Annotated in this window: 23 protein-coding genes; 15 read left to right on the forward strand and 8 right to left on the reverse strand. The window is 74.3% G+C overall.

The window, feature by feature from the left end; translation table 11 throughout:
• Positions 1-91 precede the first annotated feature (91 nt).
• The gene (locus BX266_RS15815) at positions 92-1612 is read left to right on the forward strand and encodes an ATP-dependent DNA ligase (RefSeq protein WP_099900409.1); all 1521 of its coding nucleotides are present in this window, start codon (positions 92-94) and stop codon (positions 1610-1612) included.
• A gap of 7 nt (positions 1613-1619) precedes the next feature.
• Here BX266_RS15815 and BX266_RS15820 read toward each other — a convergent pair whose 3' ends face one another.
• Genes BX266_RS15820 through BX266_RS15830 form a run of 3 tightly spaced genes read right to left on the reverse strand, consistent with a single transcriptional unit; the run spans position 1620 to position 4509 of the window.
• The gene (locus BX266_RS15820) at positions 1620-2435 is read right to left on the reverse strand and encodes an ABC transporter ATP-binding protein (protein WP_099900411.1); all 816 of its coding nucleotides are present in this window, start codon (positions 2433-2435) and stop codon (positions 1620-1622) included.
• Between the two features lie 44 nt (positions 2436-2479).
• Positions 2480-3505: an iron chelate uptake ABC transporter family permease subunit gene (locus BX266_RS15825; RefSeq protein ID WP_099900413.1), complete on the reverse strand. Its 1026-nt coding sequence runs from the start codon at positions 3503-3505 to the stop codon at positions 2480-2482.
• Positions 3502-4509 carry an iron ABC transporter permease gene (locus BX266_RS15830; RefSeq protein WP_099907918.1) on the reverse strand — a complete coding sequence of 336 codons (1008 nt, stop codon included), beginning with the start codon at positions 4507-4509 and terminating at the stop codon, positions 3502-3504. The genes BX266_RS15825 and BX266_RS15830 overlap by 4 nt, the downstream gene beginning before the upstream one ends.
• A 206-nt stretch (positions 4510-4715) precedes the next feature.
• Here BX266_RS15830 and BX266_RS15835 point away from each other — a divergent pair, with 206 nt between their 5' ends.
• From BX266_RS15835 to BX266_RS15845, 3 genes are all read left to right on the forward strand, one after another.
• Positions 4716-5750 carry an ABC transporter substrate-binding protein gene (locus BX266_RS15835; RefSeq protein WP_099900415.1) on the forward strand — a complete coding sequence of 345 codons (1035 nt, stop codon included), beginning with the start codon at positions 4716-4718 and terminating at the stop codon, positions 5748-5750.
• Between the two features lie 11 nt (positions 5751-5761).
• Positions 5762-6616 (forward strand): siderophore-interacting protein, encoded by an 855-nt coding sequence (locus tag BX266_RS15840; RefSeq protein ID WP_099900417.1) that lies wholly within the window; start codon positions 5762-5764, stop codon positions 6614-6616.
• A gap of 104 nt (positions 6617-6720) precedes the next feature.
• A complete protein-coding gene (locus BX266_RS15845) occupies positions 6721-7320 on the forward strand; it encodes a superoxide dismutase (RefSeq protein WP_099900418.1) in 600 nt (199 codons plus the stop codon).
• Here the strand turns inward: BX266_RS15845 and BX266_RS15850 are convergent.
• Positions 7299-8198: an NAD(P)H-binding protein gene (locus BX266_RS15850; protein ID WP_099900420.1), complete on the reverse strand. Its 900-nt coding sequence runs from the start codon at positions 8196-8198 to the stop codon at positions 7299-7301. The two genes, BX266_RS15845 and BX266_RS15850, sit on opposite strands and share 22 nt — an antisense overlap.
• 92 nt (positions 8199-8290) lie before the next feature.
• Here BX266_RS15850 and BX266_RS15855 point away from each other — a divergent pair, with 92 nt between their 5' ends.
• The 7 genes from BX266_RS15855 (at position 8291) to BX266_RS15885 (ending at position 15957) form a co-directional block, all read left to right on the forward strand.
• The gene (locus BX266_RS15855; RefSeq protein ID WP_099900422.1) at positions 8291-8671 is read left to right on the forward strand and encodes a helix-turn-helix domain-containing protein; all 381 of its coding nucleotides are present in this window, start codon (positions 8291-8293) and stop codon (positions 8669-8671) included.
• 125 nt (positions 8672-8796) lie between these two features.
• Positions 8797-9483, forward strand: a complete 687-nt coding sequence (locus BX266_RS15860; protein WP_099900424.1) for a Crp/Fnr family transcriptional regulator — start codon at positions 8797-8799, stop codon at positions 9481-9483.
• Between the two features lie 150 nt (positions 9484-9633).
• A complete protein-coding gene (locus BX266_RS15865; RefSeq protein WP_099900426.1) occupies positions 9634-10482 on the forward strand; it encodes a hypothetical protein in 849 nt (282 codons plus the stop codon).
• On the forward strand, positions 10479-12755 hold the full coding sequence (locus BX266_RS15870) for a hypothetical protein (protein WP_099900428.1): 2277 nt from the start codon (positions 10479-10481) through the stop codon (positions 12753-12755). The genes BX266_RS15865 and BX266_RS15870 overlap by 4 nt, the downstream gene beginning before the upstream one ends.
• A gap of 26 nt (positions 12756-12781) precedes the next feature.
• Positions 12782-14005, forward strand: a complete 1224-nt coding sequence (locus tag BX266_RS15875) for a PE-PGRS family protein (protein WP_099900430.1) — start codon at positions 12782-12784, stop codon at positions 14003-14005.
• Entirely contained in the window at positions 14002-14535 is a 534-nt protein-coding gene (locus tag BX266_RS15880; protein ID WP_099900432.1) for a Pycsar system effector family protein, read from the forward strand. The genes BX266_RS15875 and BX266_RS15880 overlap by 4 nt, the downstream gene beginning before the upstream one ends.
• A 354-nt stretch (positions 14536-14889) precedes the next feature.
• A complete protein-coding gene (locus BX266_RS15885) occupies positions 14890-15957 on the forward strand; it encodes a M48 family metalloprotease (protein WP_180290503.1) in 1068 nt (355 codons plus the stop codon).
• A gap of 7 nt (positions 15958-15964) precedes the next feature.
• On the opposite strand, the gene BX266_RS15890 is transcribed toward BX266_RS15885, so the two are convergent.
• The gene (locus tag BX266_RS15890; protein ID WP_099900436.1) at positions 15965-17413 is read right to left on the reverse strand and encodes an MFS transporter; all 1449 of its coding nucleotides are present in this window, start codon (positions 17411-17413) and stop codon (positions 15965-15967) included.
• 65 nt (positions 17414-17478) lie between these two features.
• Between BX266_RS15890 and BX266_RS15895 the strand changes: the two genes are divergently transcribed.
• Complete coding sequence (locus tag BX266_RS15895) at positions 17479-18243, forward strand: helix-turn-helix transcriptional regulator (RefSeq protein ID WP_099900438.1); 765 nt, start codon at positions 17479-17481, stop codon at positions 18241-18243.
• 9 nt (positions 18244-18252) lie between these two features.
• Here the strand turns inward: BX266_RS15895 and BX266_RS15900 are convergent, their stop codons facing one another.
• A complete protein-coding gene (locus tag BX266_RS15900) occupies positions 18253-18729 on the reverse strand; it encodes a hypothetical protein (RefSeq protein ID WP_099900440.1) in 477 nt (158 codons plus the stop codon).
• Between the two features lie 164 nt (positions 18730-18893).
• Here BX266_RS15900 and BX266_RS15905 point away from each other — a divergent pair, with 164 nt between their 5' ends.
• Together BX266_RS15905 and BX266_RS15910 are read left to right on the forward strand one after the other, a co-directional pair.
• Positions 18894-19787, forward strand: coding sequence for an RNA polymerase sigma-70 factor (locus tag BX266_RS15905; RefSeq protein WP_099900442.1), 894 nt, complete (start codon positions 18894-18896; stop codon positions 19785-19787).
• Between the two features lie 52 nt (positions 19788-19839).
• Complete coding sequence (locus BX266_RS15910) at positions 19840-20616, forward strand: SDR family oxidoreductase (protein ID WP_099900444.1); 777 nt, start codon at positions 19840-19842, stop codon at positions 20614-20616.
• A 150-nt stretch (positions 20617-20766) separates the two neighbouring features.
• Here BX266_RS15910 and BX266_RS15915 read toward each other — a convergent pair whose 3' ends face one another.
• The gene (locus BX266_RS15915; protein ID WP_099900446.1) at positions 20767-21612 is read right to left on the reverse strand and encodes an NAD(P)H-binding protein; all 846 of its coding nucleotides are present in this window, start codon (positions 21610-21612) and stop codon (positions 20767-20769) included.
• 197 nt (positions 21613-21809) lie between these two features.
• On the opposite strand from BX266_RS15915, the gene BX266_RS15920 reads away from it, so the two are divergent.
• Positions 21810-22412, forward strand: coding sequence for a TIGR03086 family metal-binding protein (locus BX266_RS15920; RefSeq protein WP_099900448.1), 603 nt, complete (start codon positions 21810-21812; stop codon positions 22410-22412).
• A 71-nt stretch (positions 22413-22483) separates the two neighbouring features.
• Here BX266_RS15920 and BX266_RS15925 read toward each other — a convergent pair whose 3' ends face one another.
• Positions 22484-24028: an FAD-dependent oxidoreductase gene (locus BX266_RS15925; protein WP_099900450.1), complete on the reverse strand. Its 1545-nt coding sequence runs from the start codon at positions 24026-24028 to the stop codon at positions 22484-22486.
• Positions 24029-24063 lie beyond the last annotated feature (35 nt).

Consider the following 24063-nt stretch of genomic DNA (forward strand, 5'->3'; position numbering starts at 1 on the left):
AACCACGGCGAAGGTCGGCCTTTCGGACGGCGGGTCTCCCGGGCGCGTGCGTACGGTGAGGGTCGGGGCCGTGCGGTGGAGGGTGGTCGGGATGTTGGTGGCGGAGGTGGCCGGGGTGTCGGCGCGGCTGGCGGGGACGGCGGGGCGGTCGGAGAAGGTCCGGGTGCTGGGGGAGCTGTTCGGGCGGGTGTCGGCCGCGGAGGCGCCGGTGGTGGTGGCGTACCTGGCGGGGCGGCTGCCGCAGCGGAAGGTGGGGGTGGGCTGGCAGACCTTGCGGGAGCGGCCGCCGGCGGCGGGGACGGCGAGCCTGGAGGTGCTGGAGCTGGATCGCCGGCTGACCGGGCTGGCAGCGCTCGCCGGCCCCGGGTCGCAGGCCGAACGGCGGCGGCTGGTGGCCGAGTTGATGGGATTGGCGACGGAACAGGAGCAGGAGTTCCTGCTCGGCCTGCTGTCCGGGGAGCTGCGGCAGGGCGCGCTGGACGCGGTGGCGGTGGAGGGGCTGGCGGCGGCGGTCGGCGCGCCGCCGGAGCTGGTCCGGCGGGCGCTCATGGTGTCGGGCGAACTCGGCCCGCTGGCGGGGCGGTTGGTGGAGCAGGGGCCGGCGGCGCTGGCGGAGTTCCGGCTGACGGTGGGCCGGGCGGTGCAGCCGATGCTGGCGCAGAGCGCGAAGGACGTGGACGAGGCGGTGGACCGGCTGGGCCCGTGCGCGGTGGAGGAGAAGCTGGACGGGGTGCGGATCCAGGTGCACCGGGACGGCGCGCAGGTCCGCGTCTACACCAGGACGCTCGCCGACATCACCGAGCGACTGCCCGAAGTGGTGGCGGGCGTGCGCGAGTTGGCGGAGCAGCGGCTGGTGCTGGACGGCGAGGTGCTGGCGCTCGACGAGGAGGGGCGGCCGCGGCCGTTCCAGCAGACCGCCGGACGGGTGGGCTCCGAGCAGGGCGAACTGCCGCTGTCCGCGGTGTACTTCGACGTGCTGGTGGCCGGCGACCGGGAGCTGCTGGACGAGCCCGCGGCCGAGCGGCACGCGGTGCTGGCCGCACTGGTGCCGGAGCGGTCCCGGGTCCGGCGGCTGCTGGTGAACGATCCGGCCGATCCCGACCTGCGACGGCTGGCGCGGGAGTTCACCCGGGCGGCGACGGACGAGCACCGGCACGAGGGGGTGGTCGTGAAGGCGCTGGACGCCCCGTACAGCGCGGGGCGGCGCGGCTCGTCCTGGCTGAAGGTGAAGCCCGTGCACACCCTGGACCTGGTCGTGCTGGCGGCGGAGTGGGGGCACGGGCGGCGCACCGGGCGGCTGTCGAACCTGCACCTGGGGGCGCGCCGGGCGGACGGGTCGTTCGCGATGCTGGGGAAGACGTTCAAGGGGATGACGGACAGCCTGCTGGAGTGGCAGACCGCCCGGCTGCGGGAGCTCGCGCTGCGTGAGGAGCGCTGGGGCGTGGTGGTGCGGCCGGAGCTGGTGGTGGAGATCGCCTTCGACGGGGTGCAGCGCTCCTCCCGCTACCCGGACGGGGTGACGCTGCGGTTCGCCCGGGTGGTGCGCTACCGGGAGGACAAGAGCGCCGCCGAGGCGGACACCGTGGAGTCCGTGGCGGCGCTGCTGCCGTGATCCGGCGTCAAGTCCTGCCGACCGCACGGCGGTTGGCGGCCGGGACCACCAGCGGGGTGCCGGTCTCCGGGTCCGGGATGACCCGGCAGGGCAGCCGGAACACCTCCTCGACGAGTTCGGCGGTGACCACCTCCCGCGGCGGCCCGGCGGCGACCAGCCGGCCGTCGCGCAGCGCCACCAGGTGGGTGGCGTAGCGGGCCGCCTGGTTGAGGTCGTGCAGCACGGCGACCAGGGTGCGGCCCTGCTCCTGGTGCAGCCGGGCGCACAGGTCGAGGACCTCGACCTGGTGGGCGATGTCCAGGTAGGTGGTGGGCTCGTCGAGCAGCAGCAGCGGGGTCTGCTGGGCGAGCGCCATGGCGATCCAGACGCGCTGGCGCTGGCCGCCGGACAGCTCGTCCACCGGGCGGTCGGCGAGTTCCGCGACGCCGGTGTCGGCCATCGCCTCGGCGACCACCCGCTCGTCCTCGGCCGACCACTGGCGCAGCACGCCCTGGTGCGGGTAGCGGCCGCGGGAGACCAGTTCGGCGACCGTGATGCCGTCCGGGGCGATCGAGGACTGCGGGAGCAGCCCGAGGGTGCGGGCGACCTGCTTGGCGGGCAGCGCGGCGATCGACTGCCCGTCCAGCAGCACCGTCCCGGCGACCGGCTTGAGGGTGCGGGACAGTGCGCGCAGCAGGGTGGACTTGCCGCACGCGTTGGGGCCGACCACCACCGTGAAGGAGTGGTCGGGGATGTCGACGGTCAGGCCCTCGGCGATGGTGCGCCGGTCGTAGGCGAGGGTGAGGTCGCGGCCGGCCAGGCGCGGCTCGGCGGGCTGGGCCATGAGGGCTCCGATCGGGGCGGGGACGGGCGGACGGGCGGTGGTGCTCACAGTCGGCCGGCGCGGCGCTGGGTGGCGAGCAGCCAGACCAGGTAGCCGCCGCCGAGGACGCCGGTGACCACGCCGACCGGGAGTTGGCGGTCGCCGAACAGGTGCTGCGCGGCGAAGTCTGCGGTGACCAGCAGGGCCGCCCCGGTGCACATCGACGCGCCCAGGTTGGGTCCGGGCGCTCCGGTGATCCGGCGGGCCAGCTGAGGGGCGGTCAGGGCGAGGAAGTTGACCGGTCCGGCGGCGGCCGCGGCGAGCGAGGCGAGCAGCACGGCGGAGCCGAGCAGGGCGATCCGCAGCCGTTCCGGGCGCACGCCGAGGCCGCCGGCCGCGGCGTCGCCCAGTTCCAGGGCGCGGAGCGCGGGGCCGCAGCCGATCAGCACCAGCGGGACCAGCACGGCGAGCGCGATCGCCAACGGGCGGGCGTGCTCCCAGCCGCGGCCGTCCAGGCTGCCGGTCAGCCAGAGCACCGCCCGGGCGGCGTCCATCAGCTGGGTGCGGGTCAGCAGGTAGCCGTTGACGCCGGTGAGGATCGCGGCGGTGCCGATGCCGACCAGCACCAGCCGGGCGCCCTGCACCCCGCCGCGCCAGGCCAGCGCGTAGATCGCGGCGCCGGTGACGAGTCCGCCGACCACGGCGCCGCCGGCCAGCGCGGCGCTGGAGCCGCCGCCCACCACGACCAGCAGCGCGCCGGTGGAGGCGCCCTGGGTGAAGCCGAGGATGTCGGGGCTGCCGAGCGGGTTGCGCACCAGGGTCTGGAACAGCGCGCCGGCCAGCGCGAGGGCCGCGCCGACCAGCAGCGCGGTGGCGACCCGGGGCAGCCGCAACTGGTTGACGATGAAGTCCTCCGCGGGGCTGCCGTCCCCCAGCAGGGTCCGGACCACCTCCCCCGGCGCGATCGGGTAGTCCCCGCGCCCGAGCGCGAGCACGGCGAAGGCCGACGCCACCAGCACCGCTCCCGCGCAGGCGGCGAGCGCCCGGGGGCGGTAGCGGACGGAGAACCGGGCGACTCTGAGCGTCTTCATGCGCGGGCCTTCCCCCGTCGGGCGAAGTGGAGGAAGAACGGGCCGCCGAGCACGGCGGTGACGATGCCGACCTGGAGTTCGCCGGGCCGGCCGAGGACGCGGCCGAGGACGTCGGCGCCCAGCAGCAGCACGGGGGCGAGCACGGCGCAGTACGGGAGGAGCCAGCGCAGGTCGGGGCCGGTGAGGGCGCGGACCAGGTGCGGGACCATCAGGCCGACGAAGACGATCGGGCCGCAGGCGGCGGTGGCGGCGCCGCACAGCAGGGTGACGGCGACGATCGCGGCGGCCCGGATCCGGGCGGGTCGGGCGCCGAGCGCGCGGGCCGCGTCGTCGCCGAGCGCGAGCGCGTTGAGCGGGCGGGCCAGCGCGAGCGCGACCAGCGTGCCGACGGCGACGAACGGGAGGACGCCGAGCACGGTGGAGGGTTGGGCGCTCGCGAGCGAACCGACCGTCCAGAAGCGCATCTTGTCGAGCGAGGCGGTGTCCAGCAGCATCACGGCGCTGACGTACGAGTACAGGGTGGCGTTCAGCGCGGCGCCGGCCAGGGCGAGCCGGGCGGGGGTGGCGCCGCGTCCGCCGCCGACGGCGTACACCAGGACGGAGACGGTGGCGGCGCCGGCCAGCGCCCACCAGACGTAGCCGGTGAAGGAGCTGACGCCGAGGAAGGCGGCGGCGCTGGCGACGGCGGCGGAGGCGCCGGCGTTGATGCCGAGCAGGCCGGGGTCGGCGAGCGGGTTGCGGGTGAGCGCCTGCATGACGCCGCCGGCCAGGCCGAGGGCGACGCCGGCCAGCAGGCCGAGCAGGGTGCGCGGCAGGCGCATCTCGTGGACGGCGGTGTACCCGGGGGCGTTCGGGTCGAGGAGTCCGCGCCAGACCTCGGCGGGGCTCAACTGCCGTGCGCCGAGGCCGAGGCTGAGCACCAGGACGGCGCTCAGCACGAGCAGCCCGGCGGCCAGGCCGAGCACGCGGGGCGAGCCGCGGCGGGCGGGGGCGGCGCCGGGCATCGGGAGGGAGCCGGTGGTGCTCAAGGGTGCTCCGGATCGGTCGGGGACGGGCCGGCGGGACCCCCGGGGGCTCTCCGTGCCGGTACTTAGGTTAGGTTAACCTGCGTAACCCCGGCGGCAGCCGCCGGGTACCCGCACCCCGGCGTCCCCCCGTCGGCGTGCTGCTCCGCCCTGCCCCCGCACCACGCCCGAACCGAGGTACCGCCATGCCGTCTTCCTCCAGCCTGACCCGCCGCGGCCTGCTCGCCGCGGGTGGAGCCACCGCCCTCGGCGCGGTGCTCGCCGCCTGTGGCTCGTCCGGCTCCAAGTCCTCCGACGGCGGGGCCGAGTCGGCGGAGGGCAGCGGCCCGTGGACCTTCACCGACGACCGCGGCACGGCCGTCACCGCGAAGACCACCCCGTCCCGGGTGGTGGCGTTCACCGGCGCCGCCGCGGCGCTCGCCGACTTCGGCCTGGACAAGCAGCTGGTCGGCGTCTTCGGCGAGACCAGGACCTCCGACGGCAAGGCCGACCCGCAGGCCGGCAGCCTGGACGTCGACAAGGTCGAGATCCTCGGCAACGCCTGGGGCGAGTTCTCGATCGAGAAGTACGCGGCGCTGCGCCCCGAGCTGCTGGTCACCCACATGTACGACAAGGACGCGTACTGGTACGTGCCGGACGAGTCCAAGGACAAGATCCTGCAGCTCGCCCCGCAGGTGCTGATCTCCACCGGCCGGGTCACCATCACCCAGCCGATCGAGCACTACGCCAAGCTCGCCGAGTCGCTGGGCGCCGACCTGAAGGCGCAGAAGGTGGTCGACGCCAGGACCCGGTTCGAGAAGGCGTCCGAGGAGCTGCGCCAGGCGGTCAAGGCGGCCGGCGGCATCAAGGTGATGGCCTGCTCCGGCAGCGCCGACCTGTTCTACGTCTCCAACCCGAAGGTCTCCTGCGACCTGATCTACTTCGCCGAGCTGGGCGTGGAGTTCATCCAGCCGGAGAAGACCGACGGCGGCGACTACTACGAGGGTCTGAGCTGGGAGAACGCCGGCAAGTACCGGGCCGACGTCCTGCTGCTCGACCAGCGCTCCACCGCCCTGCAGCCCAAGGACCTGACCGCCAAGCCCGCCTGGGGCCAGCTGCCCGCGGTGAAGGCCGAGCAGATCACCCCCTGGGACGCGGTGCCGCGGTTCTCCTACGCGGGGTTCGCCCCGCTGATCGAGCGGCTGACCGCCGCGGTCCAGAAGTCCCGCAAGCTGAGCTGAAGGACCCTCACATGACCGGCCAGGCCCAGGAGTACGACTTCTTCCCGGCGCAGGTGGTGCGCACCCGCCGGCTCGGCCCGACCATGCTGCGGGTCACCTTCGGCGGCGAGGCGCTGCACGGGTTCGCGAGCGGCGGGCGGGACCAGTCCTTCTCGCTGTTCCTGCCGCACCCCGGGCAGGAGGCGCCGCTGCTCCCCCACCAGGAGGGCGAGGGCTGGTTCCGGGCCTGGCGGGCCGTCCCCGAGCAGGAGCGGGCCGTGATGCGCTCGTACACCGTCCGGGCGCAGCGCAGCTCGCCGCCCGAGGTGGAGGTCGACTTCGCGCTGCACGGCACCGACCCGGCCGACCACGCCCCGGCCGGCCCGGCCGCCCGCTGGGCCGCCGACGCGGAGCCCGGCGCGCGGGTGGTGCTGCTCGGCCCGGCCGTCGCCGACAACCGCTCGGTGGGCTTCCGCCCGCCCGCGGACGCCGACTTCGTGCTGCTGGCCGCCGACGAGACGGCGCTGCCCGCGGTCGGCGGCATCCTGGACTGGCTGCCGGCCGGCACTCGCGCCCTGGTGTGGATCGAGGTGCCGGACGCCGCCGACGTCCAGGAGCTGACCGGCGCCGGCGAGGTGGACGTCACCTGGCTGATCCGCGAACCCGGCTCCCCGTCCGGTCTGCTGACGGCCCTCCGGGAGGCCGAGCTGCCGGCCGGCGCCCCGTACGCCTGGCTCGCCGGGGAGTCCGGCACGGTCAAGGAGCTGCGCCGGCACCTGGTGCGCGAGCGCGGCGTCGACAAGCGGGCGGTGTCCTTCACCGGCTACTGGCGGCGCGGCGCGTCCGAGGACCGGCTGCGCGCGGAGGCGTACGGCGAACCCGCCTGACGGGCCGTCGGCACATTGATGATCTGTTATCGCTGTTGCAACTAATGTGCAATAAGGTGGCTCTCGCAACCGACCCTCCGTCGAACGAGAAGGGCTGCTCAGCCATGGGTGCCTACACGCTGCCTGACCTGCCGTACGACTACTCGGCCCTGGAGCGGGCGATGTCCGCCGAGATCCTGGAGCTGCACCACTCCAAGCACCACCTGGCCTACGTCAACGGCGCCAACCAGACCCTGGACCAGCTCGCCGAGGCCCGCGACAAGGAGCAGTTCGGCTCGCTGGTCGGCCTGCAGAAGACCCTCGGCTTCCACCTCTCCGGCCACGTGCTGCACTCCCTGTTCTGGGAGAACCTCTCGCCCGACGGCGGCGACCGCCCCGAGGGCGCCCTCGCCGACGCGATCACCGAGCACTTCGGCTCCTTCGACGCCTTCCGGAAGCAGCTCACCGCCGCCACGGTCGGCGTCCAGGGCTCCGGCTGGGGGATCCTCTCCTGGGAGCCGCTCGGCAAGCGCCTGATCGTCGAGCAGGTCTACGACCACCACGGCAACGTCGGCCAGGGCACCACCCCGCTGCTCGCCTTCGACGCCTGGGAGCACGCCTACTACCTGCAGTACCGCAACGTCCGTCCCGACTACGTCACCCGCCTCTGGGACGTCGTCAACTGGCAGGACGTCAGTGCCCGTTACGCGGCCGTCTCGGCCTGAGCCGGGGCCTGAGCCGGGCGGGCGGCGGGGGCTCGGCGAAAGGCCGGCAGCGCCCCCGCCGCCCAGTCGGCGAAGCTGCGCGCCGGACGGCCCAGCACCCGTTCGACGTCCGGGCGCACCGCGGACTCCTCGGGCAGCGGCGCACCCAGCACCTCCAGCGAGCCGTCGGCGACCTGCGGCGGCATGAAGCGGACCAGGTGGGCCCGCGCCTGCTCGCGGGTCTGCTCCACGAACTCGACCTTCTCGCCGAGGAGTTCGCCCAGCACCTCGGCCTGGCGGCGCGGGGTGATCGGCTCCGGGCCGCTCAGGGTCCACACCCGGCCCCGGTGCCCGTCCTCGCGCAGCGCCGCCGCGGCGACGGCCGCCACGTCCGCCGGGTCCAGCACCGGCATCGCGACCTCGCCGAACGGGGCGAGCACCGTGCGCCGCTCCCGCACCGACTCCGCCCAGGCGTAGGCGTTGGACGCGAAAGCGCCCGGCCGCAGGACCGTCCACTCCGGCCCGGCGACCCGGACCGCCGCCTCGAACTCGCGCATCCGGCCGTGCCACCGCTCCGCCGGCCGGGTGCCGGCGACCAGCGAGGACAGCAGCACCACCCGGCGCACCCCCGCCGCCGCGACCAGCTCCAGCAGCTCGGCCGCAGGTGCGCCCGGGGCGTTCAACTCCGGCGCCAGCATCAGGAACAGCGCCTTCGCGCCGGCCAGCACCGGGCGCAGCTGCGCGAACTCCGCCAGGTTCGCCCGGGCCGCCGCGACTCCCGCCGGCAGCCCCTCGCCGGTGATGTTCCGGGAGACCGCCAGCACCTGCTCCCCCGCCGCCGCGAGCTCCGCCACCAGCGGTCGCCCGACGTTCCCGGTTGCCCCCGTCACCACGATCACGTTCCCCAACTCCCTTACAAATGACCGGACTTGTTCATCCTGCGGCTGTTCGCCTCCGCGACGTTAACATCCTGGTGATACTAGGTACCTAGATGAAAGCCACTACCTTCCGGAGGGATCGGGTGCCGTCCCCGAACTGCCCCGTCGCCGCCGTCGTCGGACTGGTCCACAGCCGCTGGACCACCCCCGTGCTGTGGACCCTCGACCACCACGGACCGCAGCGCTTCGTCGAACTCCAGCGCCGGATCGGCGACATCAACCCGAAGATGCTCACCGACCGCCTCCGCCACCTCGAACGGCACGGCCTGGTCACCCGCACCTACCACCGGGAGATCCCGCCCCGCGTGGAGTACGCCGTCACCCCGCTGGCCCGCACCCTCGCCCCGCTGTTCGCCGCCCTCACCGCCTGGCAGACCCGCCACCTCCCGCAGGTCGAGGCCGCCCGCCGCGGCTACGACGCGACGGGCGACTGAAAGCCGGCGTGACCCAATTCCGCTACTGGCCGTCGCGAACCCCGCACACGCCGTACCCTCTGCACCGGAACAAGTGCCGTGCGGACGGCCCGAGGGGGCCGTGCGAGGGAGCGGAGGACGCAGGGGTGGAGTTCGAGGACCGGGTTCCCTTCGCGGCAAGGTTAGAGTCCGCGGATCGGGAGGCCCTGCTCGGAGCCGGGAACCGGTTGGTCTACCCGGCCCGCCACGTCCTGCTGCGGGAACACGAGCCCTCCTCGCATGTGCTCGTCCTGCTGTCCGGCTGGACGAAGGTCACCTCCGCCTCGGTGAACGGGTACGAGGCGCTGCTCGCCCTCCGCGGCCCGGGCGACATCGTCGGGGAGGCAGCCACCTTCAGCGGACGGACCCGAGCGGCCACGGTGACCGCGCTGTCTGCGACGGAGGCACTGGCGATCGACTCGGTCAGCTTCATCCGCCTGCTCGACGAACGCCCCTCCCTGACCCGGCAACTCCTCGCCCTCACCGCGGACCGGACCCGGGACAGCGACCGGCGCCGCGTCCAGTTCGCCGCGCTTACCGTCCAGGAGCGCCTCGCCCTGCTCCTGCTGGAACTGCTGCACACCCACGGGCTCGACTCCGGCGACGGCGTCCACCTCTCCCCCGGGCTGACGCAGAGCGAGCTGGCCGGATCGGTCGGAGCCTCCCGGGAGGCGGTGGCCCGGCTGCTGAAGGGCCTGCGGGAACGCGGCATCGTGCGCACCGAGCGGCGCGGGATCGTCGTCCTGAAACCCGAGGTCCTCCGCCGAATGGCAGGCCGGGCAGCCATCCGCTGAAGCACCGAAGGCCTTGCCGCGCAAGGCCGTTCTGTGCACACGGTCACACTCCGGCTGTGCCGCTGTCCGTCGCCCTGGCGACCGGTCCGCTGGGATCTTCGTGGTGCTCGAACGGGCCGCACCGGCCTGGCACTCCGACGGAAGGCAGCCATGCGCGAGCCCCTCAACAGGACCATTCTCCTGCTGGACATCGAACGGTTCGGTCGGCGTGACGACGTCGTACAGGCGGTGCTCCGGCGCGGCCTGCACACGGTCGTCGACCGGACCCTGCTCGCGGCGGGCGCCGAGCCGTCCCAGCAGTATCGCGAGGACCGCGGCGACGGGGTGATCGTGCTGCTCAGCGGGGACGTGCCGAAGACCGAGGTGCTGCGCGCGCTACTCACCCTCACACCCGAACTGCTGCACGAGCAGAACCGGTTGGCGTCGAGCAGTGCCCAACTCCGACTCCGGATGGTCCTCGCGTCCGGCGAGGTCGCGCACGATCAGCTGGCCGGCACCACCGGCGGACTGGTGGGCCACGACCTCAATGAGGCGTGCCGGCTGCTCGACGCCGACGCGCTCCGCACGGCGCTCGCCGAACGGGCCGGAGAGACCTGCGTACTGGCCATCAGCGACCCGATCTACCAGGGCGTGGTCAGGCACGGGCACCGCGGCATCCGGCCCGAGTCCTTCGCTTCCGTCCACGTCACGGTGAAGGACGGGGCGCTGAGCGCCTGGCTGCACATTGGCAACGGACCGGCCGTCGCCCCACCCGACCCAGCCGCTCCGGGCCCCGCGGTGTCCGCGGCCGGGGACACCAGGCCCGCACCGGCAGCCCAGGCACCCGCCTCCGGCGCGGTGTTCCACTTCCACGGAGCGCCCGTGGTACACGGATCCGTCGTCGGTGGCGACCAGCACGGGGTCAGCGGCGGGCAGGTGTCCGGCGATGTCGTCCTGGGCGGACAGCTCGACCGCGATCACGAGCACCGCGCCGGGACCGGCGAAGGCGCGACGCGGTGAGCACCGAGCAGGACGCCGACGGCCGGCCCGACGACGCGTCAGCGGCCGTCGGCCGAAGCGCAGATCAGTCCGATCCGGCTGCGGACGGCCAGGAGGCCGAGCCCGACCCCGGATCCGAGCAGGCCTGGGACTCCCGCCGGGACCTGCTGCGGCACACCCCCGGCTTCTTCCTCGGCGGACGGGCCAGGCTCGGTGGCTCGATGGTGGGCGGCGACCAGCACGGCGTCAGCGGCGGGCAGGTCTTCGGGGACGTCATCCTGGGCGGCAGCAAGATCGAGTACCGCTTCGGCGAGGACACCGAGGAGCGGTCCGGCGAGATTCCGGCGGCCGAGATAGAGCAGCTGGCCGCCCAGTTCGTCCGCCCCGGGGCACCGGACGGGGAGCGCGCGCAACCGTCGTCCGGGATCCCCGAACCGGACGCCTTCGACACCGCGCTGGCCCAGCTCACCGAGCACCGGGTGGTCGTGCTGTCCGGTTCGGCGGAATCCGGCCGCCGGACGGCGGCCTTGATGCTGCTCCGCGCCGTCGGCACCACCAAGTACCGCGCCCTCGACCCGAGCCTGCCGGCGGGTCGGCTCGCCGGTGAACTCCGCGCCGGGTGGGGCCACCTCCTCTCCGACTACTCCGCCGGAGCCGAACGGCCGCTGCGCGAACACCATTTGCGCTCGCTCAGCGAGCGCCTGCGCTCCGACGACGGACACCTGGTCATCGTGGTGGGTCCGCACGCGGTCGTCCACGGCGGATTCCCGCCCGTGCCCTGGCAGCCACCGGCGCCGGCCTCGTTCCTGCGCGCCCGGCTGATCCACCGGCAGCTCTCCGAGCCGGAGGCCGACCGGCTGCTCGCCCTGCCGCCCGTCCAAGCGATGATTCAACACCCGCGCCCGATCGCGGAGTTGGCATGGTTCGCCGACCAGGTGGTGAACCACTCGCACGGCGGACTGGAGATCGAACAGCTCGCCGGCCTGGGGCACCACGCGGCCGAACAGCAGGTGCGTTCCTGGTTCGACGGCGAGCAGTGCTCGATCCACGACCAAGCCTTCCTGATCTCGCTCGCCGCCTTCGACGACGCCCCCTACCCCCTGGCAGCCGAACTCGGCGACGCGCTCTTCACGCTGCTCCAGAAGATCGAGAACCCGCATCGCCCGGCCGGAATCCCGGTGTTCGGCACCTCCAGCGCCCGGCGCATCGAACTGGCCCGGGCCGAGCGGTACCAGGAATCCGAGGAGACCGAATGGGGCCCGGTCCTCCAAACCAAAATCCAGTTCCGCGACCGGCTGACCGCCGTCGCCCTGCTGCGCGAGGCGTGGAACGGCCATCCCTCCGCCCGCCCCGCGGTGGTCGGCTGGCTGCGCCGCCTGGCGCTGGACCCGCGTCCGCTGGTCCGCAACCGAGCGGCCTCCGCGACCGCGGTCCTCGCCCAGACCGACCTGGCCTCGACCATGGCCCTGCTGATCCAGCCCTGGGCCGCGGACCGGCGTTTCCGCGCCCGCCTGGCGGCCGCCAACACCCTGGCGCTCGCACAGCAGTTGGGCACCCCGCACATCGCCCGCATCCTCCACACCTGGTGCACCGCCGACGACCACAAGCTCCGCTGGACCGCGATCCGCGGCTACGCACTCGTCGGGGACTCCTTCCCGGAGCAGGCGCTCGCCGCACTGGTCGATGCGGTCCGGGCCCTCGGCCGCCGGACCGACCCACCGTCGAGCTGGGCCGACGAACTCGACGAGATCGCCCAGTCCACAGCCACGGTGCTCCTCGCCGCCGGCCAGCACGCCGCGCTCGGCGACTCCGACTCCGACTCCGTCGCGGGCGCCGCCGCACTGTGGAGCGACCTACTGCCGCTCGCCCGAACCGGCGTCCTCCGCTCCTTCGTCCTGCGGACCGTCGTGCACGCCTGCGGCCCGACTGACGGCACCCCGGACACCGGACGCCCACTGCTGCTCGACCTGTTCGCGCGGGCGGACGGCGCCCCCGGCACCCCGGGCGCCCTGCTCCGGCAGAGCCTGGCCGCACTGTGGCGGACCGTGCTCAACGATCCGATGTCCTCCGCCGCCGGCCTGAACGCGCTGCGCCAGTGGGTCACGGCCGCCGAGCCGGACCCCGACGCCGAGCGGGCCCTTGCCGAACTGCTGCCGATGCTGGTCGTCTCGGCCGAGGACGCCAAACGACTCTCCTACCTGCTGCAGAACCTTCGCAGGACCGACAGCGCACCGACCGCCGCCGACCGCCTGCAGTCCGCCCTGCTCCCGCACCGCGCGCCGCAGTCCGCCTGACCGGCACCACCCGAGGAGACACCGCCATGCACCAGCCACCGCAGTGGCAGCAGCACGCCGACCGGAGCACCCGACTCACCGACCCGGTCGTCACCATCCAGGAGCTGTCGCGGTTCCGTCCGCTGCGCAGCACCCGCATCGACTACGCCCTGGTGTTCACCACCGCCCAGGGCGGACTCGACACCTACCTGCCGCCGCACCGGCCGAGCCGGACCGAACTCGCCACCCGCGGCTGGACCAGTGTCTACGAGGTGGACATGGGCGTGCACGACGCGTCCACCGTCCTCGCGCTGCCGAGCGACAACGACGCGTTCCTGTTCGAGGTTGCACTGGAGTCCAGTTGGCGGGTGGAGCGCCCGGCCGCGTTCGTGGCCGGCGGCGAACGCGACGTCCCCGCGCTGGTCCGGCGGCTAGTCGACGATGCCGTCCGCCCGGTGCTACGCCAGTACCCGATGCTGGAGAGCGCCGCCGCGGAGAAGGCCGCCCAGGTCGCCCTCGACAGTGTCGGGCCGCTCGGCGCGGCCGCCGGTTTGCAGGTGCGGTGCGGCATTCAGATCCGCCAGGACGAGGCGACCCAACAGCACGCCAAGGAGCTCCGGGACATCGAGTTCGCCCGTCTCCGGCTGGAGCCCGAGCACGCCTTGCGGATGCAGGCCGCCGATCTGGAGGCCCAGCGCGCTCTCGCCGCCGACCAGTACGTCCACCGAATCGAACTGCAGCAGCAGGACCTCGCCCACTCTCGTCAACTCGCCCGCAGTCGGCAGGAATTGGAGCTCCAGGAGGTGGAGATCAAGAAGATCGAGTACTACTCGTACTGGCTCGAACGCGGCGGCCCGGCAGCCATGGCCTTCCACCTGGCCCGCCACCCCGAGGACGCCCAGCTCGTGATGGAGAACCTCCGCCAGGACCAACTCCGGACCATCCAGAACCAGTTGGACGTGGCTCTGCAGGCACTCGGCGGCGGACCCGGCGGCCTGGAGGAGCACCAGCTCGACGAGCCTCGCCGACTCGCCGCCGGGGTGATCAGGGAGGTGCTGACCGCGAAACTGGCACCGGGCGGCGGGAACCGTCACCTCGACGAGACCGCCCTACCCCCGAGCGGTCACGGCCGGAACGGACCGGTGCCCCCGCAACCGCCCGCCGACCCCGCGGACGCGCCGGCGGCAGCACAGGTGCCTCCGCAATCGCAGCGGGCGGACGAGGCCGCCGTGTTCGGCTACCGGATCCCCAACGATTCGACCACACCGTGACCGCCGTCGAGCCGCCCGGGCATCGCCGGCCCGGCGCCGAACTCGGCAGCGCCGAGCGCCTGCTGACGGACCTCCGGCAGGAATCCGTCCGAAGCGACACCAAGGGCTCCGTGCTGGTGGGCGCCCAGGGCATGGCCGCCGCGGCACTGATCGGCGTCCTCACCTCCCACGACTGGCGCTCCGGGACACTGACAACCCCCGGCCGCTTGCTCTGGTGGGCCGGCATCCTCTGCTTCCTGGCCTCGCTCGGCGCCGTGCTCGCCGCGGTACTGCCCAGGTACCGCTCCCGCGCGTGGCGGCCCGGGATGCCGCTCACCCACTTCGCCGACATCCGGGCCGCGGCCGACGCCGGGCCGGACGCGCTGGAGGAGGCGCTCAGGGCGACCGACCTGGACCCCTACGGCGCGGTCCTCGCCTCCCTGGTGGACATCAGCAGGATCGTGGTCGGCAAGTACTGGTGGCTCAGAGCCGGGATCACGCTGTTCGCCACCTCCCTCGTCCTGCTGCCCAGTTCACTCATCGCCGGCTGAGCCGCCCGCACCGGACCTGTCCGAGGAGATCCCTGCACTATGGCCCACGACGCCGCCCCGCCCCCCGACGCCCCGGCCCCCGCGTACCCGGACGGGGAGCCGGCTTACCCCGGCGAGGAGCCGAACTACCCTGGCGAGGCACCGAGTTACCCCGGGAACGAGCCGTCCTACCCCGGCGAGGAGCCGAGCTACCGCGGAGAGGAGCCGACCTACCCTGGCGAAGAGCGGTCCCACCCCGGTGAGGAGCCCAGCCACTCCGCCGATGAGCCGCCCTACCCCGGTACGTCGCCCGCGTATCCGGGCGAGGAACCGGCCCGCTCGGCGGACGTACCCGCGAACCTCGTGGTGCCTCCCGTGCCTCTCTTGCCAGTCGCGCCGATCCCTCCGCCGCCGACCCACCCGCCGATCTCCGCGGCGCTCGACGACCTCGAACTCCAGTCGGGTCGCTTCCACCTGAGGGCACGCCAGCGCGGGGTCGACGGAGCCGCAGTCGCCCAACTGGTCGCCACGCTGCCCGCCGCGTTCATCAGTCTGGTCGTGGTCGCCCTGGCGGGCTCGATGGTCGACCCGCCGGTGGGGGTGCTTGCCGGGCTCGGGTGGCTGGGCTCCGGGCTGCTCGTCTTCCGGCCGTCCGTGGAGGGCCTGATCGCCCGGCGGCTCGGTATGCGCCTGCCAGAGCCCGCGGAGGCGGAGCGGTTGGCCGTGGTGTGGGAGCAGGTCACCCGGCGGGCCGGCGTTCGGCCTGGGACCTACCGCCTGTGGGTGCAGGACCGGGCGGAGCTGAACGCCACAGCCACCGCCGGGCACATCGTCGGGGTGACCCGGCACTCGCTCGACCGCCTGTCGAACGCCCAACTCGCTGCCGTACTCGCGCACGAACTGGGTCACCATGTCGGCGGCCACACCTGGGCCGGGCTGCTCGCCGACTGGTACAGCCTGCCCGCACGCACCCTCGCACGGCTCACGTTCCGGCTCGCGTCCGCGCTGCTCGCCTCCCGCAACCCGGCGGGTGTGGGCTGCGGCGGCTGCCTGGTGCTGACGACTCCGTTCGTCCTGATCGACGTGCTGTACGTGGAAGGGCTGTGGTGGCTGTTCCTGCCCGCCGCGCTGGCCCCGCTCTTCGTCACCCTGCTCAAGCGCCGGGCGGAGCGGCGCGCCGACGACTACGCCGTCGGCCTGGGCTTCGGCCCCGACCTGGCTGCCGTCGTACTTCAGGAGCAGCAGCGCCGCCGCACGTCGGGATCGGCCGCCCGGCCCCGGCCGCATCCGCCCGTCGGGTCTCCGCCCTTCTCGGCCCAGCCGTCGACACGGACGCCCGGGCCGGCCGCGGCTCCCCCGCCGCCGACCCCGCACACCGATCTCGACGCCCGGCTGCGCCAGCTGCAGGACCGGCTGGGGAACGGCGGAAGCGACGGCGGCTGACAGTCGGTCACGCTTGGTGAGGCCCGCGGCGGGCGGCGGCCGCGGCGAGGGCCGCGCCGAGCAGGAAGGCGGCGGAGGCGACCAGCGCGGCGGCGTGCAGGCCGGGGACGGGGCCGAGGGCGCCGGTCAGGGCGCCGAACAGGGCGACCCCGAGGGCGCTGCCGCTCTGGCGGGAGACGTTGAAGAGCGCCGAGACGGTGCCCGCCGCCCCGGCCGGAGCGGCCTCCAGCAGTGCGACGGTGCCGGCCACCACCGTCAGCGGGGTCGCCAGGCCGGTCGTCACCAGCGCGAACAGCAGGACGGCGTACGGAGTCTGCGGCTCCACCGCCAGCCAGCCGAGGAAGCCGACCGACCCCAGCAGCAGCGCACCGGCCATCGTCCGGTACGGCCCGAGCCGGGCGGACAGCCGGCTGGACAGCGGCGCCGCCAGCAGCCCCATGCCGACCGAGGGCAGCAGGGCCAGCCCAGCGCCCAACGCGCCGTAGTGGCGCTCCTGTTGGAGGTGCAGCGTGACCAGGAACAGCATCCCGTAGTAGCCGAGGCTGATCAGCAGTCCCACGGCGTTGGCGGCGGCCAGCCGGCCGTCCCGGAGCAGCGCGGGCGGCAGCAGCGGCGCCCGCCCGCCGGGGCGGGTCCGCCGTGCGCGCTCCAGGCGGCGCTCCACCAGCGCGAAGGCCGTCAGCGCCGCCGCGCCGAGCCCGAGCAGCGCCGTCACCACCGGGGCGCCCCACCCGGAGGCGCCCGCCTGGTTGACTCCGCCGACCAGGGCCACCAGCCCGACCGCGCCCGACAGTTGGCCCGCCGGGTCGGACCGCCGGGCGCCTTCGTCCATCCGCCGGGACGGTCGGAGGTGGCGGAGCGTCAGCAGGGCGGCCGCCGCGGCGACCGGCAGGTTCACCCAGAACACCCAGCGCCAGTCCAGGCCGGTCACCAGCAGGCCGCCCACCGCCGGGCCCGCCCCGAACGCCACCGCCGAGACCAGTCCCCAGCCGCCGACCGCCCGGACCCGCAGGGCCGGGTCCGGGTACGCCGCGCGCAGCAGTGCGAAGGAGGCGGGCACCAGCAGCGCCGCCCCCGCGCCCTGGACCAGCCGGGCCGCGATCAGCACCGCCCCGGTCGGGGCCGCCGCGCAGCCGGCCGAGGCCGCGGCGAACACCGCCAGGCCCGCCAGGTAGAGCCGCCGGTGCCCGAACCGGTCGCCGAGCCCGCCGCCGAACAGCAACAGGCCCGCGAACACGGTGCTGTAGCCGTCCACGATCCACTGCAGCCCGGCCGGGCCGACGCCGAGCGAGGACCGCACGCCCGGGAGCGCGACGTTGACCACGGTGACGTCGAGCATCACCAGGAAGTGGGCCAGGCTCAGCGCGACCAGCGGCAGCAGGGGCAGCCGGCGGCCGGCGGCCCGGCCCGGGGCGAGGGCGGCGGCGAAAGCGGGTGAGCGGTCGAGGAGAGGCATGGGGAGAGTCTCCGGGCGGAACACTTCGCCGTCCGGCGAACTGTGCCCGGCCTAGGCTGGGGCGCATGCCCGACTCCCCCGTTTCCCCCGGCCAGCCCGACGTGGCCCGGGCCGCCGCGCTGCTCGCGGACCCGTCGCGGGCCCGGATGCTGAAGGCGCTCAGCGACGGCCGCGCGCTGTCCGGCGCCGTCCTGGCCGCCGAGGCGGGCGTCGGCGCGCCGACCGCCAGCGCCCACCTGACCCGGCTGGTCGACGCCGGGCTGGTCACCGCCCACACCTCGGGACGCCACCGCTTCTACCGGCTGACCGGCCCGGAGGTCACCCACGCGCTGGAGGCGCTCGCGCTGATCGCCCCGCCGCTGCCGATCACCTCGCTGCGCGACAGCGGCACCACCAATGCGCTGCGCCGCTCCCGCACCTGCTACGACCACCTGGCCGGGCGGCTCGGCGTCGCCCTGATGGGCGCCCTGCTGGCCCGCGGCCTGCTCACCGGCCACGACGGCTCCCACCGGCCGGCCGCCGCCGTCCGCGACCGGGACGCCGGGTACGGCCGCGACCACGACTACCGGCTCACCGAGCGCGGCCGCGCCGCCCTGCACCGCCTCGGCATCGACCTGGCGGGCCTGCCGCCGCGCCGCCCGCTGGTCCGGTACTGCGTCGACTGGAGCGAGCGGCAGCACCACCTGGCCGGCGCGGCCGGGGCCGCGGTCACCGCCCGGCTGCTCGACCTCGGGTGGATCCGACACGGTGTCAGTCCCCGGGTGGTCCACCTCACCGCGGCGGGCGAGCGCGGCCTCGCCGACTGGATCGGCCTGCACCCCGCGGGCTGACCCGCCGCATCAGGCGGTGGCCTTGCCCGCGGCGACCAGGGCGGCCAGCGCGGTGCGCTGGACGTAGGCGAGCAGCGCGACGGTGACGGCGGACATCAGCAGGGCGAACAGCAGGTGGCCGAGCGCGGAGGCGACGGCCAGGCCGAGGACGCCCAGCAGCAGGTGGCTACCGAGGCGGAGGCCGACCAGGGCGAAGGCGACCTTGCGGGTGCCCTTGCCGCGCCAGAGCAGCTTGGCGAGCTTCAGGCGGCTGCGCAGCAGGGTGAGCGAGACGGTGATGTTGAGGGCGGCCAGTGCGAGCAGGGCGGGCCAGGCGGCGGGGAAGGCGCGCAGCAGGTCGAAGGCGCCGGCCAGCACGCCCTCGAAGCCGAAGAACCAGACCGGCAGGCGCATCGACGCCGCGGTGGGCGTCTGCGCGGCCCCGGCCGCGGCCGGGGCCGGGGCGGTGGCGGTGGCGGTGGCGGGCTGGTAGGTGATGGCGCTCATGGTCTCGTCCCCCGTTGTGTGTCCTGGCGTCCGGTCCGGCTCTCCCCGGCGGTGATCACCACTGTGCCCGCCGGGCCGGGGTCCGGCCCAGAGCGGCCGGTCACCGGCTCGGCATGACAGATGTCACGGGCCGTCAGTGCGGGCTCCGCCGCTAGCGTGGAGGCATGGACGGGGTGCGGGAGTTCGAGAGCCACCGGCGGCGGATGTTCTCGCTGGCCTACCGGATGCTGGGGTCGGCGGCCGAGGCGGAGGACGTGGTGCAGGACGCGTACCTGCGCTGGCACGGCGCGCAGGACGGCCAGGTGGTGTCGCCCGGGGCGTGGCTGACGAAGGTGGTCACCAACCTGTGCCTGAACCGCCTGGGGTCGGCGCGGGTCCGGCGGGAGGAGTACCCGGGGACGTGGCTGCCCGAGCCGGTCGCCACCGCGGGCGGGGCGCTCGGGCCGATGGAGCGGGCGGAGCAGCGCGAGGCGGTGTCGTTCGCCGTGCTGACGCTGATGGAGCGGCTGTCCCCGCCGGAGCGGGCCGCCGTGGTGCTGCGGGACGCCTTCGCGTACAGCCACCGGGAGATCGCCGCGGTGCTGGACTGCTCGGAGGCCGCCGCCCGGCAGCTGTACCACCGCGGGCACAAGCACCTGGCGGACGAGGCCCCGCACGGCGCCGCCGATCCGGCGCAGAACGCGGAGCTACTGGGCCGGTTCCTGGACGCCGCGGCGGAGGGTTCGCTGGAGCGGCTGGAGGCCCTGCTCGCCGAGCACGTGGTGGTCTGGTCGGACGGCGGCGGCAAGGTCCGGGCCGCGCTGCGGCCGGTCGCCGGGCGGACCAACGCGTCCCGGTTCCTGGCCGGCCTGTTCGAGCGGTTCACCGCGGGCGTCCGGTTCGAGGTGGCCGAGGCCAACGGCGGTGCGGCGCTGCTCTGCTGGGAGGGCGAGGAGCTGACCTCGTTCGCCGTGGTGGAGACCGGCGGGGAGGGGGTCACCGGGATCCGGATCCTGCGCAACCCCGAGAAGCTCGCCCACTTCGCGGCCGGGCGGCGGGCGCTGTCACAGAACGGGTGACTGCCCGGTTCCTTCCGGCGAGACCACTTCGCCTCCTGGAGGGAACCCCGTGATGAACGATCGAATCCTGCTGGTGACCGGTGCGACCGGCGTCCTCGGCGGCGAGGTGCTGCGGCAGGCCGCCGGCCGCCCCGTCCGGGCGCTGACCCGGCGCAGCACTCCGCCGGCGGCCGACGGCGCGGCCGGCGTCGACTGGCGGACCGGCGACCTGACCGCCGGCGCCGGCCTGGACGCGGCGTTCGCCGGGGTCGACGCAGTGATCCACTGCGCGAGCGACCCGCGGCGGCCGAAGAACGACCTGCCCGCGTTCCGGCACCTGCTGGACGCGGCCCGGCGGGCCGGCGTCCGGCACCTCGTCAACATCTCGATCGTCGGCATCGACCGGATCCCGCTGCCGTACTACCGGGTCAAGCTGGCGACCGAGGAGCTGCTCGCCGACTCGGGGCTGGGCTGGAGCAACCTGCGGGCCACCCAGTTCCCGCAGCTGCTGGACGGGATGCTCGGCGGGCTCGCCCGGCTGCCCGTGCTGCCGATGGTGTCCCGGACGCCGGTGCAGCCGGTCCGGGCGTCGGAGGTCGCGGCCCGGCTGGTGGAACTCGCCGCGGGCGAACCGGTGGGGCGGGCCGCGGACTTCGCCGGGCCGGAGGTCCACGAGGCGACGGCGCTGGCGGCGAGCTGGCTGCGTGCGCACGGCAGCCGCAAGCGCGTGCTGCCCGTCCACCTGCCCGGCCGGATCGGCAGCGCGCTGCGCCACGGGTACCTGACCGCTCCGGACCGCGCCGTCGGGACGGGCACCTGGGCCGACCACCTGGCGCGGGGCGGGAAGTAGCGGACGGCCCTGCCGGCGGCCCCAGGACGGCGGGGGCGGCGGCAGGGCCGGGCCTGAGCGACGGGCCGGAGGGGATCCGCCCCGGGATGGCGGATCCCCTCCGGCCGGCTCCCCGGGGTCGAGGCAGCGGGCCCCCGGGGGGTCGGAGGGTTACTGGAAGGCGGGGCGGGCGTCGGCGGCCCAGGCCGAGAAGGGCAGGGCCGGGCGGCCCAGCACCTTCTCGACGTCGGGGCTGACCAGCTGCTCCTCGGCGAGCGGCGAGCCGAGGATGTCCAGGGTGCCGTCGATGACGGCTTCGGGCATGAACTGCGAGAGGTGCTCGCGGGCCTGCTCGCGGCTGAGTTCGACGAAGGTGATCTCCTCGCCGATCGCCTCGGCGAGCGCCGCGGCCTGCTCGCGGGGGCTGACGGCCGCGGGGCCGGTGAGGGTGTAGATCCGGCTCTGGTGGCCGTCCTCGACGAGCGCGGCGGCGGCGACCGCGGCCAGGTCGGCGGGGTGGACCACGGGGAGGGCGACGTCCGCGAAGGGCGCGAAGACGGTGCGCTGCCCGCGGACCGACTCGGCCCAGGCGTAGGCGTTGGAGGCGAAGCCGCCGGCTCGCAGCACGGTGTACTCCAGGCCGCTGACGCGCAGGGCGAGTTCGAACTCGCGGAGGCGGAAGTGCGAGGGGGCGTCGGGGCGGGTGCCGTTGATCTGGGAGGAGAGCAGCACGACGCGCTTGACGCCGGCGTCGCGGGCCAGGTCCATCAGGTCGGTGGCGGGCGCGCCGGGGCCGTTGAGCTCGCCGGCCAGCAGGACGAACAGGGCGTCGGCGCCGTCCAGGGCGGGCTTCAGGCTGGTGAAGTCGGCGAGGTCGGCGACGACGTGGACCACGCCGTCGGGGAAGCCGTCGGGCTGTTCGCGGCGGGACACCGCCGTGACCTTCTGGCCGGCTTCGGCGAGCAGCCGGACCAGCGAACGGCCGACGTTCCCGGTGGCTCCGGTGACAACGATCATGGCAATGCTCCTCAGTTCAAAGGGCTGGTCGAGGACGTTTCCGCCCTGGTCTCCGACGCTAGCATCATGAAGATAGTAGGTACCTAGAGGAAACCTACTCTCCTCCGACACGCCGAATCAGACAACTCGGTACGGTTTTTCTACAGGGTTCTGCAAAGTTCTCTTAACCCCCGCGCGGGCGTGGGGATGCTGAGGGCATGACTGACACCGCGAACTCCCCCGCCCCGGCCGTGGCCGACCCCCGGCCCGGCTTCTTCGCCGCCGCCGACGTGCTCGGCAAGGTCCTCGCCGACCTGCGCGCCGACCAGTACGACCTGACCACCCCCTGCCCGGAGTACAGCGTCCGCGACCTGGCCAACCACGTCGTCTCGGTGCTGCGCCGGATCGCCGTGATGGGCGCCGGCGGCTCGTTCATGCTGGTGCCGCACTTCGCCGTCGACGTGGCGGACGGCGAGTGGGCCGCCGCCTGGGAGTCCGCCGACGCGGACTTCAAGAAGGTCTGGGGCGACCCGTCGGTGCTGGGCCGGACCATCGGACTGCCCTGGGGCCCGGTTCCCGGCGCGGTCGCCTCGGTGATCTGGACCAACGAACTGGTGCTGCACGCCTGGGACATCGCCACCGCGACCGGCCAGCAGGTGGACTGGCCGGCCGAGGCGCTGGCCGCCCCGCTGGCGAACATGAAGCGCGCCGTGCCCGCCGAGCCGCGCGGTGGCCAGGTGCCGTTCGGCCCGGTCGTCCCGGTGCCGGACGACGCCCCCGCCATCGACCGCCTGGTCGGCTGGTACGGCCGCCGTCCCTGATCCGCCGTCACTTCCCCACTGCCCCGGAGGGCCGTCGGACGCGAGTCCGGCGGCCCTCCTCCGCGTCCGGATCAGGCGCCGACGGCCTGGGCGAAGCGGAAGTACCGGTACGGGTCGTACTGCGCCTTGACCGACAGCAGTCGGGCGTAGTTCTCGGCGTAGTAGGACTGCCGCCAGTCGGTGAGCTGGGCGTCCATCCAGTTCTGGTACGTCTCGCCGTTGGACATCGGGTTGATGGTGTTGAACCCGTTGTCGATCCAGCTCTGACCGGCCGCCCGGTTGGCGGCGTTGTCCTTGGTCGGGTCGTTGATCAGCACCCGGTAGTTCACCGAGAACAGCGCGTCCCGGTGCACGTACGCGGTGTCGGTGCGACCGAGGTCGCCCACCGCCCCGCCGAAGAAGTGGAAGTCCAGGTAACGGGACTGCCCGGCGTACCGGTTGGCGTCGAACGCGGAGAGCACGCTCGCCCAGCCGGAGGCGCTGTACGGGGTGGCGCCGAGCCGGGTGCGCTCCAGGCCGAACGCGGGCCGGCCCAGGGTGCCGGTGGCCGACTTGTTGGGGCGCTGGCACTGGTCGACCGTCAGGGTGGAGCAGCCGAAGATCATCATCATCAGCTGGCGGTACGTCAGCACCGCGTCCTGGCGGGCCACCGCCGGGCCGGTCAGCGCGAGCAGCCGGGCCGCCTCGGTGGCGAGTTCGGCCGGGGTCCCGCGGGAGGCCAGCATCACGTTCAGGTTCGGCACGGTGCCGGGCGCGGCGTCCGGCTGCACCAGGTAGCCGCCGCCGCCGATCGTCCGGGGCGCGTTGACCAGCCACTGGTTGACGCCGTGCAGCACGTCCGCGGCCCGGTCGTACGGGAAGATCAGGTTGGTGATCGCCATCTGGTCGCCCACGTGCGGGGTGACCGTGTACTTGGTGACGATGCCGAAGTTGCCGCCGCCACCGCCGCGCAGCGCCCAGTACAGGTTGGGGTTGGAGGTCGCCGAGGCGGTGACCACGCTGCCGTTGGCCAGCACCACCTCGGCGGAGACCAGCGCGTCGCAGGCCATGCCGGTGGGGCGGGTCAGGAAGCCGTAGCCGCCGCCCTGGATGAAGCCGCCGGCCGAGACGGTCGGGCAGCCGCCCTCGCTGACCACCAGGCCGTACGGCGAGAGCGCGTCCAGGATCTGCACGTTCATCGCGCCGGGGCCGATGTCCGCGGTGGCGCCGCCGCCGTTGACGGTCACCGCGTTCATCCGCGAGACGTCGATGACCAGGCCGGGGCCGGTGGAGAAGCCGGCGAACGAGTGGCCGCCCGAACGGACCGCGGTGGGCAGGCAGTTGTCCTGTGCGAAGGTCAGCGCCGTGGCGACGTCGGCGCTGTTGGCGCAGTACGCGATGCCGCGCGGGCTGATGGTGTCGAACTGGCCGAGCTCCAGCTGCTTGGCGACCGGGTAGGCGGCGTCGCCGGGCCGGACCAGGGTGCCGGACAGGTGTGAGGACAGGCTGCCCCACGGGACGTACCAGGACGAGGCGTCGGTGGTGTCGGCGGCGGCGGTGACCGCGACGGCCGGTGCGGCGACCGCACCGACCGCAGCGGCCGCACCGGCCCCGAGCAGAGACCTGCGAGATATCACGTGGATCCCAAAGTGACGAGAGTGGACAGGAGGTG

Source organism: Streptomyces sp. TLI_171 (assembly GCF_003610255.1).
Lineage (GTDB): Bacteria > Actinomycetota > Actinomycetes > Streptomycetales > Streptomycetaceae > Kitasatospora.